Source organism: Kribbella sp. VKM Ac-2566 (assembly GCF_004366005.1).
In the GTDB taxonomy this organism is placed as follows: domain Bacteria; phylum Actinomycetota; class Actinomycetes; order Propionibacteriales; family Kribbellaceae; genus Kribbella; species Kribbella pratensis.
The window spans coordinates 561270-575800 of sequence record NZ_SODT01000009.1 but is presented as its reverse complement, the minus strand read 5'-3'; the positions used below and the strand labels follow the sequence as shown (position 1 = coordinate 575800).

5 protein-coding genes are annotated in these 14531 nt (G+C 70.1%); 1 reads left to right on the top strand and 4 read right to left on the bottom strand.

Annotated elements, in window-relative coordinates:
* Positions 1-4: 4 nt before the first annotated feature.
* From EV647_RS14195 to EV647_RS14180, 4 genes are read right to left on the bottom strand one after another with little or no spacing between them, the layout of a single operon-like run.
* The gene (locus EV647_RS14195; RefSeq protein ID WP_134002875.1) at positions 5-511 is read right to left on the bottom strand and encodes a hypothetical protein; all 507 of its coding nucleotides are present in this window, start codon (positions 509-511) and stop codon (positions 5-7) included.
* Positions 508-12378, bottom strand: a complete 11871-nt coding sequence (locus tag EV647_RS14190) for a hypothetical protein (RefSeq protein ID WP_134002873.1) — start codon at positions 12376-12378, stop codon at positions 508-510. The genes EV647_RS14195 and EV647_RS14190 overlap by 4 nt, the downstream gene beginning before the upstream one ends.
* Before the next feature lie 15 nt (positions 12379-12393).
* On the bottom strand, positions 12394-12717 hold the full coding sequence (locus EV647_RS14185; RefSeq protein ID WP_134002871.1) for a hypothetical protein: 324 nt from the start codon (positions 12715-12717) through the stop codon (positions 12394-12396).
* The gene (locus EV647_RS14180) at positions 12714-13088 is read right to left on the bottom strand and encodes a YbaB/EbfC family nucleoid-associated protein (protein ID WP_134002869.1); all 375 of its coding nucleotides are present in this window, start codon (positions 13086-13088) and stop codon (positions 12714-12716) included. Before EV647_RS14180 ends, EV647_RS14185 begins: the two co-directional genes overlap by 4 nt.
* A gap of 124 nt (positions 13089-13212) precedes the next feature.
* Between EV647_RS14180 and mycP the strand changes: the two genes are divergently transcribed.
* Positions 13213-14499: a type VII secretion-associated serine protease mycosin gene (gene mycP, locus EV647_RS14175; RefSeq protein WP_238177202.1), complete on the top strand. Its 1287-nt coding sequence runs from the start codon at positions 13213-13215 to the stop codon at positions 14497-14499.
* Positions 14500-14531: the final 32 nt, after the last annotated feature.

The following is a 14531-nucleotide window of genomic DNA, read 5'->3' as shown; positions in this document are numbered from 1 at the left end:
CGGTTCAGGTGGTGCGGTAGGTCTGTTGGGTGATCCCGAGGCGAGTGCGGTGGAAGCGGCCCGGTTCGGCTTCGTAGGCGGCTCGACCTTCGGGGGTCCAGAAGGCGTCGGCTGGTACGGCGGTTTCACCCGGGGGAATGAACTTGATGACCTCGGCGACTGCGGCGGCAGCGAACTGCAGGGCGTGGGTGACTGTTTCCGGGTCGTCGGCGGGGAGGTTGCCGGCCAGGTGATCGGCCAGCGCCATCCAGTGGCCCGGGTCGATGAGCTGTGACGGCTCGGGCCCACCGAAGTTGGGGAACTCGGCCGCGGTCTCGTGCTCGGGGAGGCCGAAGGTGTACTCGCGTTCGGCGTCGCAGTTCGGGCAGGTCGCGTCGTACACGCTGACCAGCTCGCCGTCGAGCAGACCGGTTGCGTGCTGCCAGTCCGCGTCCACTTCGCCGCAGGCGCATGGGGTCAGATCGAGATAGAGCCGGGCCTCGTCACGAGTTCTTGCTACAGGCAACATCATTCCGCTTTCCATCGTTCCTCGGCCAACCGCCGAGCCCGCTGAAACGCCAGCAACGTAGAAGCCCCGGTATGAATGGGCTGCCACCGCGAAGACACCACACCCGCCTCAACGTTCCCGTCCTCCACACTCGCCGGCGCGGAGGGAGGAGTTGGCGGCATCGGCACGGTGGGAGGGTCCGGCGGCATCGGCACGGTGGGCTGGGTTGGTGGGGTTGGTGGCGTGGGTGGGACGAGGTTCTGGTGGTCGGATTCGTGGAGGGTCAGGTAGGCGCGGCCGGTGGTGGCGGCGGGGACGTGGTTGATGGAGCGTTGGCGGGTGGTGCCGGTTGGGGTGTGGTGGGTGCGGGTGATGGTGAGGTCGTAGGCGACCCGGACGCGGACCGTGACGAGGTTGCCTTTCTCGAAGTGGCTGCGTTCGGTGCGGGCGCCGCGGAGGTCCGTCGTGGCGTCCGACACCTGGTCGCCGATGCCGGCGCCCACAGCGGCGTACGCCCCGGACCCAGCGACCGGGAGCATCCGGCCCGTCGTCGTCGTGGTGGAGGCCGTCTCCTGGTGCCGGTTGACCTCACCCAGCTCCCCGGCGAACGGCGCCGAAACGACCTCGACAGTGGAAACCCGCGCGCGAATCGTCACTTCGACCGTGTCCTGCTTCGAACCAGGAACCTCCAACGGAGCAAGGGTGAACCCCTCCTCCGACGCCATCCGGCTGAACTGTGCGTTCAGCGCCGAAGCCGACAACTTGTTCTCGAGCCCCGCGAGCTGCGCTCGTACGCCGTCAACCCCGAGCAGCTCCTCGTCCGCCAACTCGTCGACGACCACGTCGAACAGATCGGCCCGACCGTCAACAGGCCCGACACCCTCGACGTGGTACATCGACGGCAACTCCACCTCCCCCGGCACAACCGGCACCGACGGCACCTTCCGCCCGATCGCAGCGCTCGGCATCAGCTGCACAACCTTCCCGGTCAGCTCCCGCGCCGTCCGCGTCACCGACAACCGCGGCGACAACCGCTGCCCGAGCGGAGTCCGCGTCGGCGCCGCCACGTCGTGCTCCACCTCGATCCGCAACCGCATCCGCCGCCCGACCCGCGTCATCCCGTCGAACCCGGCGATCCGTTCCAACCGCGTCACCTGATCGCCGGCGCTCGTCGACGTACCCTCGCTCCGATCCGTGCTCGCCGACCCCGACCGCGTGGGATCGACCGAACCGTCCGCCCCGAGGCCGGTCGACCGCTCGCTGCTCCGCGACCGGCTCCGATCGCCGTACAGGTACCGCTGCACGATCCCGACGACATCCTTCGCCTCGCCCAACCTCTCCGCCTCGTCGGCGAACTCGGCCCGGATCCGCAGCGTCACCTGCTCCGCCGACAGTCGTCCCGGACGCCCCACCGGATAGGTCCGCGCGAACCCGCTGCGCCCGAGCATGTCCTCCAGCCGCCCCCACCACCGCTTCCCGGCGAGGTCGACGAACAGCGCCTGAGCCAACGCCGGGTCCTGCGCCGGATCGAGATCGAACTCACTGCGCAGTACGTCGTACACCTCGGCCAGTAGCTCGTGGTTCCCGTCGAGCTCCGTGCTCTCGATCAGGCTGAACCCGAGGTGCCGCCGGTAGTGCTCCGGCAGGTCGATCCGGGGCGGCGGCTGATCGCGGAGGATCTCGGCCAACCGCTGCTCGGGAGTCCCCGGCTGCGGTCGCGGGCTCGGACGGAGCTTCGCGGCGAGAGCCTGCGCGGTGTGATCGGCGGACAGCGCAGGTACGGGCGTCCCACGTCGGCGGGCTGCGGCGAGTTCCGCGCGGTAGCGACGGACCAGACCGGTCGCCGCCCGGCGGTCGAGCTTCAGGTGCCCGTGCAGAAAACGTTCTACGGCGTCGGCGACCTGCTGCAGCGGCAGCGCGAGTTCGTTCTGCGCGTAGAACCGGAGCGCTTCCCGCTCGGCGAGCTGGAACACGGTGCCGACCTTCGACTCGGTCGGCTGATGGTTGCCCACCGCAAGCGACACCTCGGCGTCAGCGGTGAAGACGTAGTGCCGCCCGGTCTCGATCGTCAGCCGCTCGACGCCCCAGATGTCCTGATCGGTCCGGCCCGTGGAGCCGCTGGTTCCGAGTGACGCGTTGAACCCGCCACCGGCCGAATTCTCGGAAACCCCAGCGGCCGCTTGGGTGCTCCCGCCGTACGAGCGTCCGGTTCCCGAGCCGTGGTTTCCGAGCGCGAGGTTGATGTCGCCGCTGACGCCTTCGGTCACGGCAACCAGCTGCGGGTTCTGCAACCGGCCGGTGAGCGAGACCGCGATCCGTCTCGAGATCCCGCCGATGCCGGGCACCAGAAGGGTGGTGCGGTAGCCGGTGCCGATCCATTCCGGGTGAGCGAGCAGGTTCCGCGGATTGAGGAAGACTCCGAGCTGCTGGAGCGCGGTCGCCTCGTTCCTGATTGCCTTGGGCAACTTCGCGGTGAACTCCGTAGCACCGAGCGCGAGCAAGGTCATCCGCTGGAGAACGGACGGTCGCACGGGTCCCGTGGGCGGGGTCGGCGGCAGCGCGTCGTCGTACGGCAGGAGGTCGCTGTCGATCAGGATGTGCGCGGTCTCGCTCGGCGAACTGGTGTAGAACGTCTCTTCGCCCTCCGCGACGGAAAGCGTGTGCTGCACCGCGAAGACCGCGACCGGCGACGTGCTCTCGACCAGCGTGACCTGGTTGACGGTGCCGCCGGTGAACCAGGCGAGGACGCTACCGAGCGCCTGCCGGCCGTAGGAAAGCGCTGCCTTTCCGTCGAGGCCGGACGTCGAGCTCATCGCCAGCGGATCGGCCCGCCACGGCCAGACCTTCGACCGCGACGAGGTCCGGCCGGCGGTCTCGGAGCCGATGTTGAGCAGTACGACGGACTCGTGGTCGGTGACGCCGAGCGGTCTCGAGGCGTGCGGCTCGATGCCGATCCGAAGTACAACGTTTTCCGTCGGCTGGCCGGTCCGCGCACGGGTGAGCGTGATCAGGATCCCGTCCCGGACAGCGATGTCGTACCCGGCCTCCAGGCGCTCGGTCGACAGTTGTTCGCGCAGCTCTTCGAGGTTGAGCAGCTGCGAGTGCCGCTCCATCGGATCGGTCGAGAGCTTGGTGAGGTCCGGATTTCCGTTGCGGTCCAGCGGCGGTACGAATCCGCGACCGGCCAGCCGCGCCATGATCGCCTCGAAGGCCGCCTTCCCACCGGTGACGGCCTGCACGTTCCACGGCCCGGCCGTGTTGAGCCGGCCGGCGGCGTCCTTAGCCCACGCAGGAAACTCCAGTTTCCGGCCGGGTACGACGGCATTCGGGTCGACCTCTCCGTCGACGATCTGCCCGTCGTTGTGCACCGCGCTGCGATCGACCGGCAGCCCGTACCGGAACGCGTCCTTGACCCGCACCCGTGCCACGACCGTGCTGTCCCGGGGCGTGGTCGCCGCCTTGCCGTCCAGGACGACTTTCACGACGTGCGACAGCACCATGCTGTAAGCCTGGGTCGGCCCGGTGAAGCGGTGTACGCCGACGTGGATCGACGTACCCCCGCCGGACAGGGTCTCCGACCGCGTCGCCGTACGACCGCCGCTCACGGTCGGGCCGACATCGGTGCCGTCCGGGTCGATGTCGTGCACCGCGGCCCCGTCGTATCCGGCCTTCGCGGACACCGATGCCGAGGCGCCGAAGGACTGCTGCGCACTGGTGGTACTGAAGCCGATCCGGACCGACTCCTGCCAGTGAGTCGTGCTTTGCGCGCCGACCAGCTCGACCTGCTCGTAGCGGATCCGGGTCGTGACCTCGACATGCCCGACCGGTTTTCCGTCCACGGTCAGCGGCCGCAGTACGGGATGGTCGGTGGACTCGGCCAACCGGCTCGGGAGGTCGTTGTTCAAGACCGCGTGCAGCTGTTCCTCGACCTGCGTGCGGCCGGAGCCGAGCTTGGCAAGGCGGTCCTCGTTCGACTCGATCACGTCGTCGGTGAGCTGCTCCAGCCCGGTGATCGAGGTCAGGAGGTGCGCGGGCAGCAGACCGTTCGCGAGATCGAGTCGCCGCGTCTCCTGGGCAGGGTCGACGGTATACGCGTGCGACACCCAGGCACGGAGCTCGGTCGCGTCCTCCGGGTTGCCCTCAGCAATCGTCTCGGTAGCTGACCACGTACGGTCGGTGCGCACGTCGAGTTGCCAGGACGCCTTGCCTGTATAGAGGACGGACTCGCCGCGATTGTCCTCGACCGCGCCGGTCTGCGCGTACTCGGCGGCGTTCCCGGTGACGGCGCGGGTGCGTCCGCCACCGACCTCGACCTTGAGCGTGAGGTCGCTGAGCCAGGGCTGGCGGATGACCGCGCCGAGGAGCTTCAGGAGCGCCGTCAACGGCACCGTGATCGCCGCATCGAAGCGGGACGTCGCAGCCGTGGCGAGACGCCGGCCGCCCTGCGGGAACAGGCCGTTGATGATCTCCGAGGCCTTGACCTTCGGATCGCGGACCTCGACCAGCTCGTCGACGCTGAGTTTGATGCGGAGGTCGGCGGGGTGTTTGCTACCGACGCGCAGTACGACGCCGTCGTCGGTCAGGATGCGTCCGAACTCCGCACCGAGCAACTGCTGCAGCTCGTCGGCCGTGAACGTTTGGTCGATACCGTTCGCTACCAAGGCGGCGTTGATACGTTCGGTGAGCGCTGTGAGGTGCGGGAGACGACCGGTCGGCTGCATGCTCGGCAGCGCGGCGATCGGCGGGGCGAGGTTCTCCAGCGCTGTCTGGTACGCCGCGACCTCGGCAGCGAACTTGTGCGCTTCGGCGACGAGGTGACGTGGCGTGGCATTTGCGGCGCTCTGAAGGAGTTGAGCGTAGCCCGCGCGTGCTGCGGTCACTTTGGCAAGTGCCTGCTTGTACTGGGCGGCGATCTGACGATGCCAGTAGGCGAGCTCGATCTGCTTTCGTCCCTCGGCCTCGGCCGCGCGACGGCGTGCGATCGCTCCGTCGTCCTTGGCCACTTGACGGCGCTTTTCGGCCTCCTTGCGGGCTGCGTCGATCGCTTCCTCGGCGGCCGAGTCCTTACTGGCGATCAGAGCGTGGAGAGATGCAATGGTCTCGTCGAGGCCGGCGAGCTGCCGGGTGATCGCGGCCTTCAGGTCCGCCCGCGGGTCGAGCGGGATCGGCGTGTTCCACGGCAGGGTCGGCGGGACGTGGCCGCGTTTGCGGATCGCGTTGACAAGCCTTTCGATGTCTTGCCGAAGTTCGGGCCGGTCGCCCCTCGTCCACTGGCGCTGGAGGTGGCGGAACTCGTTGAACTTGGCGTCGACCCAGGCATTCCGCCCGGTGCCGGTGAGGCGGCTCCACAGCCGACGCAGCGGTCCGCCTTCGGGCGCTCGCAATTCCTGCAGCGTGTGGCTGAGCTGATGCACCCAGACGCGAGCCAACTGGCTGTCCGCAACACCCGCCGCGAACGTCACAACATGCGGATCCTGCGCAGTCCCCGCCCGCACCTCGGTCGACGCCGCCTTCCCCCGCCGCACACGCCCCACCCTGACCCGGAAGTGCTGCTCGTCAACCACAACCAACTGCCCCACCACAGCTGGATCCCCAACACTCAACCCACCCAGATCCGAGCCGAGCACACTCTCGAGGGCCGCCAGGGCCCGCGCCGCAAACCCCCGCTCACCATCGGCACGGGGGCTGCCCTCCTGCGTCCTGTGCGGCTGCTCGTTCTGGTGCCCACCGGACAGCTCCTGGGCGCGGCGGGTGATTTCGGCGGCGGCTACGCGGTGGGCTGCGGCACGAAGGACGTCCGCGGGAGACCGCGCGGCACGTCCAGGGTTCACTACGCCGAGGTGCTCACCAACTCGGCGTACTGCTTCGGCGTCGAGGGTTTCCTGGGTGGCTCCCGGCTGACCGAGCTCGGCGGTGATGCGAGCGAGGACCTCGGCGGGGATCACCACCTGCCGCCCATCGGCCGTCGCCACGCGGAGACTGCCGTCCTGGAGGTGGATCGCGCCCAGGTTCGCGGCAGCGGCGCGTACGGCGACCTCAGCGACTCCGGGCGGCGCTGCCAGCACCTGGTTGTCCAGGGCAACGACCAGGTCCGGGAGCGACAGATCCTCGTGTAGCGCGCTGCGCCCGGTCGCCGTTTCCCGCACGTACGCGTCGACGACCAACCGCCCGTTCAGGACCCGCAGCCGAACGCTCACAACGTGCCCGTCCGCGATCAGTCGCTGCACGCGTTGCTCCAGCGCCGCGAACTCCTGCTCCGAGATCCGCACGCCCGGCGGAATCAGACCACGGGCCCGATCGCGCGCGAACGCCCAGTCGAGCGGGATCCGGGGCAGGGCCTCCGACTTCCCCCCAGGGTTCAACAGGCGTTCAGGCGGGCGGACTTCGTGCAGCTCCAGTACGACCTCGTCGGCGCGTCCCGGCGTACCGAAACTCCACCCGGCCCGGTTTGCCGAGTCGTTGGGCCGCACCTCCCCCACCACCGGACCGGCCGTCGGATCGAACGCCGCTGGCGTGAGATACCCCGGCCCGTCTTCGGTCGGCGGGCCCTCGGGCTGGCGGTGGCGGCCTCCTGGCGACTGCTGTTCGGTGATCATCTGCTCGACAAGCGCCCGTACCCCGGCCGGCCCGTACACGTCCCGCGCCTCAGCCGCCACGGTGCTGTGCGGATCCGTCACCTCAACGGTGAACTCCAACGCATCAACCACAGCATGCCGACCGGCAACCTTCGTCACCGTGACCTCGACTTGGTAGCCGGCCCGCACGAGCGCGACCCACCGCGCCTCGAGCTGGGCCAACGCCTCCGGATCGCCGACAAGCTCAGCCGGCAACACTGCCGACAGTCCATGCTCAGTAACACCAATACGAACGCTGTCCCCCACGGCCCCGAGTGGGGTGGGTGGTGGGGGTTGGGTCGGGTCGGCGGTGCGGGCGACGGTTGGGTGGAGGCGGTTGGCGATCTCGGCGACGGGTGCTCGGCGGTAGGTGACGCTCTCGTCGGTGACCGGGTCGGTGACGTGGGCAGTTGCCTCCAGCCACTTCGTTTCCGGGTTCATCACGAGGGTCAGGTCGACCTCGAGACCGCGCCGTACGGCGGAGTCGACCGCCTCCTCGAGCCGTACGAAGTCCTCCCACGGCACCCGCGCGTCCGCCGGGAATACACCCTCGCCCGTGCCCCGGAAGCCACCCCAACCCGCCAGCATCGCCTCGACAACCAGTCGACGCACACCACCGGCGGACGTGGGACGCGGCGACCCGAGGCTGCGAATTCGGACGGTCACCTCGCCGTCTTCACCGACGAGGACCTCGTTGCGCTTCGGCGTACCGGGCCTGTCCGGACTCAGGCCGGACTGACGAGAACCGTCCCCGGCCGGAGCATCGGGGCGTGTTCGCGGTCCATCAGCAGCGCCGTCCGGGTCGTCCCGGCGGAACAGCTCAGTTCGACGCCCCGGATCCGCACGTCCCGGTTGGTGCCCTCGATCCGGAGGACCATGCCGGCCCGGACCGCCCCGTCGTGGATCCTCCCGGGGGTCACGATGCCGGGCCGGCTCGGCAGGTCGTACGTCGCTTCGATCGTGAACCTGGTCATGTGCTCGCAACCTTTCTACCGCGGCCGCCTCACTGACGTGCGCCTCGCGCTCCATCTCCGGCACGTTGTCGTCGGCGACCCGGCCGGCCCGGAACTGGTCCGCATGGGTCTTCTCGTGCGCCAGCGTCTTCGCCAGCAACTCCCGGTCGGCAAAACTCGCAGGGCCGAGCAGGACCCGGACCGTACCGTCGTCCAACTGCTGCGCACTCGCCATCGCACGCATGTCGTCGAGGTACGCGTAATCGGCCGCGTCGTCGAGAACGACGACATCGATCTCGCTCAGATCCACACCGGCCGCGGCCGCGACCTCCTCGACCGTCCCCGCCGTACGCTCCAGCCCATCGCCGCGATCAACAGCTTCCTGGTTGATCCGCCGCCCGCCGGTGTGATCGTGCTGGGGCGTACGGTTCGGGTCCATCGAGTACTCGGTGATTTCGATCCCTTGCGGCCGAGCGACACCGTTCTCGTCCGCAGCGATCAGGGCGCGTACGACGAAGTACTCGAGCGAACCGTTGTCCAGGAAAGGCAGGAGCGCGGCGGCCAGCGCGGCGCTGTCCTTGAAAGGAGTCCGGATCTCCGGCTTGAGCGGGACCCTGGTCCGTGGACCGGCGTTTCCGTCGTCGGCGAAGGCGGCCTCGTACGCGGCGTCGTACCACGCTCGCCGGGCAGCGTCGGGATCGGCCAGGAACTCGCGTACGGTCTCTGTATTGCGGGCGGCCCAATCGGCCAGCGCCCTTGCCTTCCCCGCGTTCCACGCGCTGTCCACGTACTTCTTCCACGCGTCGTTCGCTGCATTCGGTCGAGGGTTCGGGGCGGCTGGTTCCTTCCGGGTGAGGTCGGCGGCGTGGGCTTCCAGAGCCTCCACGACGGTGCCCAGGTCGCGCCGCGCGAACTCCTCCAGAGCCTTCGCACGAGCCGCTTCGCGCGTCGCGTTCTTCGCCTCCCGATAGGCGGCCGAGCCCGCGTTCTTCGCGTCCTTGACCGTCAGGCCGGCGTCGCGGGCCGCCTTCTTGGCAAGCACTTGCGCCTCGCGGTGGGACAGTTCCCGGTCGGCGACGTCTTGGTCGGCCATGTGTTCGACGTACGCCTCGCGCAACTCGGCGATGCGGTGCTCGGTTTCGGCGACCGTACGAGATGCGTACTGGCCGGCGCGCTCCTCCGCCGAGGTGTGGACCTCCACGATCTCCGCCGTCAGCACCCCGGCACGATCCTCGCGGGCCGGATCGCTCAATTGCGCGAGGAGTTCACGCACGTAGTCCCAGTGGCCTTGCGCGTAGCGGGTTTCGCCGTCGGTGCCGAGGCCGGCGCCGAGGTCCGCGTTCGGTCCTTTCGCCTCGACGATCGCGAAGCCGGTCACCGTCCCGTCGGCACTCAGCCGGACGTAGATCTGGTCGAAGCCGCCGCGGCCGGACAGCGTCAGGTACACGCGGAAAACACGGTCGCCGGCGTGCCTGGCGGCCAGCCAGCCTTCGATGGTCCGAGCGAACTCGTCGCCGACCTGCTCCGGTCCTAGGTGGGATGCGCCGGCCTGCCATGCCTCGACAGTGGCTGTCAGCGAATCCAGTACCGCCTGGGAGACATCCAGTACCGGGTCGGAGAGGTCGACGCGGGTCCTGCCGACCGGGTGACCGTCGATCACCGCGGCGAGTGCGAGATCGGTACGGCGGTGGTTCCGGCCGGCCTCCTGGTTGTCGATGGACCGCTGTTCGACCCAGGGCAGTCGCACCGACAGGTCCTGGTCGCCGAACCGGACCTTGAACGTGCGATCCGGCGCGGCCTCGGTTCGTCCAGCGCGCCGCGACAGGATCCCGATCCGCGGCCTGCTGTCCGGCCCGACCTGGTAGAACGCCTTGCGCATCCGGCCGGCGAGCGCAGTCAGCGAGCCGTCGGCGGCCCGCTCGTTCAGCTGCTTCACCAGCTCCTGCTGGGCAGCAACCGCAACGGAGCTCGCAGCCGCGACGGCCGCCGCGTCGACCACCACAGGCGGGATCGGACTCACCTGATCGAGAACGTCCCAGGCTGTACCGGTGATCGTCTCCGTCGTCCCGTCCACCGCCGTAACCTCGAGCACCACGCCCGCCGCCGACCCAGGCACCCGAACCGCCCGCAGCGAAACCTCGAATCCCTTCCGCACAAGCGAGTCCGCGTATTCCCGGAGCGCCGCATAGGCATCCGGATCGACCCGCCCGAAGTCCTCACCCGCCTCCTCCACCGGGCGGAACAACCGCGGCCCCACCGGACTCCCCTTCGACGCGGACCCCTCGGCCGACGGCCCGTCAACCCGGGTCAGAACTGGCAGCGCCGGCTCGGACGGCGCTGTCTCTTCGCGTGGTTGTGGACGTGTGGTTGCCTCGCTCGCAGCGTTCGCCTCAGACGCCGAGACAGCCGACCCTGCCAACAACACCGGCCCCGCGCCCTGCACCTCCGACTGCCCACCCTCCCCACGCCCGGAGCCGGACGCGTCGGTCGTGCCGGTCGCGTCGGTCGTATCTGTGGTTGGCGCGTCGTCTGCCGTGTCCTGTGAGCCGGTCTTCTTGCCCTGGGGTACGGCGTTTTGCTGCGATGGACTGTTGCCGGGTCTGGCGGTGGACTCGCCCCGCCCGAGCTGGTTCTGGGCCGCCTGCCCCTGACCATTCTGGCTCTGCGCAGACTGGTTCTGCCCCGCCTGGTTCTGCGCGGACTGGTTCTGCGCGGACTGGCTCTGCCCCGGCTGGTTCTGCGCGGACTGGATCTGCGCGGACTGGTTCGGCGCCGGCTGGCTCTGGGCAGGGGCCTGGTGCTGGGCGGGGGTCTGGTGCTGGGTGGATGCGTTGGGGTTGGTGGCGGTGGTTGGGGCCGAGGCCGGCTGGTTGGTGGATGCGGCGGGCGCGGTCGTGGGGGTGGATGCCGCGGAGGGTGCGGGTGGGGTGCTGGTGACGTCCGGAGTAGAGGTGGGAGCGGCAGTGGGGGGTGCATGCGTCGCCGCGGGGGGTGCGGCTGCGGCGGTTGTTAGCGACGGGCGGGTCCCGGCGAGGGACTGGCCTCCGGACTGGTCGGTGCCGACTTGGGCGGACGGTTGGTCGGCCTTGGCCGAGGACTGATCGACGGCCTGGCTGGTGTCCGTCGCGGCGGCGGCCGACGGGTCGGCGCCGGTGGCGGTCTGTTCGGCGGTGGCGGTCTGTTCGGCGGTGGCGGTCTGTTGGGCGGCGACGTCCTGTCCGGCCGCCGAGGTGGAGGGCGATGTCGAATTCCCGGTGGCCTCGGCGGGGGTGTTGGGCGGTGGCCCGTCGGGAGGGTTGTCGGCCGGCCCCTCGGCGGTGCCGGTGGGCTTGCCGGTGTCCGTCGTCCCTGCCTGGGTCTGGCTGTGATTCCCGGCGAGCGCGTGCCCGAGCTCATGTGCACCGATCCGCATGCCGGCCAGCGTTCCGGCACCGAGACCCTGTTCGACGAGCGCCTTGCCGTAGTCCTGCGTCCACGGATTCTTGCCGTCGGCAACAGCTTGGACGAACGTCCCGGACACCGGCGACGTGATGCCGTTGACGACGAAGCCGGACGAGCCTTTGATCGCCGCGTCCCGGAGCCGGCCCGGCGACCGGAACGCCACCCGGGCGGGAACCGACGCGACCCAGCCGACCGGGGCGAGCACGCGTGACCCGATCGATCCGACCCCACCCGCCGTACCGGCGATGACAGTGTCGCGCCAGCTGATGCTGTCGCGCTGTCCGCGCCAGATGTCGATCACGTTGGCGCCGATGTTGATCGCCGGCTCCTCGATCATCTCCCAGGCGGTCTCCTTCACGATCGCCGGTGTCAGCCGGCCGATGCGGCTCGCGAAGGCCGCCATCTGCGCGACCCGGCCGGCGATGAACGTAGCGATCCGGCCCGCCATCCCGGTGATGATGCGAGCGCGGACGAAGTCACCGATCCCCGGCGGCAGCCCGAAGCTCAGCGCGAACGCGATCACGTTCGCGGCCAGTTCGGCGTAGATCTGGTCCTTCACCCAGACGATCTGCCGGCCGTACTCGCCCGCCATCGCCGACAGTTCCCGCATCGCCGTGATCAGCTCGGCAGTCCCGGTGTACGGCGAGTTGAGCAGCTGGTCGATCTTCTGGTGGAACCCGATACCCTGCGGATCCCGCCAGACACCGGGCAGCTGCCCGTTCGCCGCACTCGCCTGGGTGACGGCCGTCCGGAGGTCGTCGGCAGCGCTCTTCCACAGGTCCCGCAGCTCGAACGCGGCGTCCTCGTCGACCCAGATCGGGAACGTGGTGTCGATCGCCTTGCGCAGCGGCGGCCACAGGATCGTGTCGGGTTCGGGGATCACCGGCGGCGTCCGGTCTCAGTGCAGGTTCAGGTTGTCGGCGGCGTTCTGGAACGTCACGCCGTACCGTCGGAGGATCCGGCGACCGGTCCCGACCGCCAGCTTCACGCGCGGGGCGAGCGCGCTCGCCCGGGTGCTCAGGTCCGGCTCGACCTTGTTGTACCCGTCCCGGAACGCGACGCTGATGTCGTCGAATCCGGTGCTCGCGGCGCGCTCCGCCGCGTGGATCGCGGCCAGCTTCGCCGGCCACGCCGTACCCCAGCCATCGATGGGCTGTTCGATCCCGGCCAGCGCCTGCGAGGTCGGCCCGGCCTCCATGTCCAGATCGCCGGCCGGGCTCATCGCGGGCCTCCGTCGGCGACCGTCTCCCGCATCCGGCGCAGTTCGGCCAGCATCGGCTCGAAGGTGACGTCGTCCCCGGCGTCCGCCGGCAGGATCTCGATCCAGGCGTCGAGGGCGTTCTGGTGGGCGGCCGCGCGGGCCTCGTTCACGGCGGTGACGATCTCCGCGGCCAGCACCTCCGGCGCGAACTCGCGGTACACGCGCGGATCGAGGACCAGCTCGCGGAGTTCGCCGTTCCCCGTCACGGTGGCCTCGATCAGCTGTTCACCGGCCTCCGCGGTTCCGGTGGCCGCATCGACCGCCTGCTGGGCCTGCCGGACCTCGTTCTCCAGTCGCTGGACGTCGGCCAGCCGCCCGATCCCTGTCCCCATGACGCTCCTTCCGTTGGGCCCGCTGCGTTCACCAACCTTCGGGTCCGCCGGCGACCGTTCTCGCGCGCTGTCCTGTTCCGGCCAGCGCGCCGGCGCCAGGTCCGCTGCCGGAAAGGATCGGGGGGTGGACGGACGAGGACGTGGGACCGGCCGGCGGCTCGCCGGCCTCGCTGCGGTGATCGCGACGAGCCTGGCCGCGACCTGCCTGCCGACGACGGCTGCCGCGGCCCCGCCGCGCGGCGCCTGCACCAATCCGGAGCCCGGGCGTCCGGCCGTGCGGCCGTTGCCCTGGGCCCAGGATCTGCTCGGCGCCGAGCGGGCGTGGCCGCACAGCACCGGCTCCGGCGTGACGGTCGCGGTGATCGACTCGGGCGTCGACGCCGACCATCCGCAGCTCCGGCGGACCGGGAAGGTGCTGCCCGGACGCGACTTCTTCCTGGTCGGGCGGCTGCCCGGGAACTACGACTGCATCTCGCACGGCACCGGCGTCGCGAGCATCATCGCCGCCGACCCGGCGACCGGCATCGGCTTCCACGGGATCGCACCGGGCGTCCGGATCCTGCCGGTCCGGGTCACCGATCGCGAGTCCACCGACTCGAACACCGGCCAGGTCATCGACCCGGGAGTCCTTGCCCGCGGCATCGTGTACGCCGTCGACCAGGGCGCGAAGGTGATCAACCTGTCGATGACCAGCGACCGGAACGAGGCCGCCGTCCGGAAGGCGATCGCGTACGCGGTGCGCAAGGACGTCGTCGTGGTCGCGGCCGTCGGGAACAGCCAGTCGGACGGGTCGGGCGTGCTGCCGTCGTACCCGGCCGCATACGCCGGCGTGCTCGGCGTCGGCGCGATCGACATCAACGGGGCACGGCTCGGAGCCTCCCAGATCGGTCCGTACGTCGACCTCGTCGGCCCGGGTGACGGCGTGCTGGCCGCGACCCGCCGTACCGGTCACGCGTACGTCAGCGGGACGAGCTTCGCCGTACCGTTCATCTCGGCCGCGGCCGCACTGGTCCGGTCGGCGTGGCCGAAACTGACCGCCGCACAGGTGATCCAGCGCCTCCAGGCGACCGCATCACCGGCCCGCGGCGGCAAGGGCAGTTGGGAGTACGGCGCCGGCATCGTGGACCCGTACCGCGCCGTGACCGAGGGGATGACCAGCAAAGCCGTCGCCGTACCGGCCGCAGCCCACGTACCACCGGACCAGCAACAGCTCGCCGTGAAGGCCTGGTGGCGTACGGCGGCACTCGAAGCGCGCGGCCTGACCGGGATCGCGGTCGGCGCGGCTCTGGTGCTGCTGCTCGTCGCGGGCGTGCTGGCGGCAGGACGGCGACGCCGCTGGGCGGCCGGTCGCTCGAACATCCGCCGTACGGAATCGCCGACCGACGCCCTGCCGGAACATCTCTTCTCCTAGCGCACACGCAGAAGAGCCCCGGCCGGCGGCCG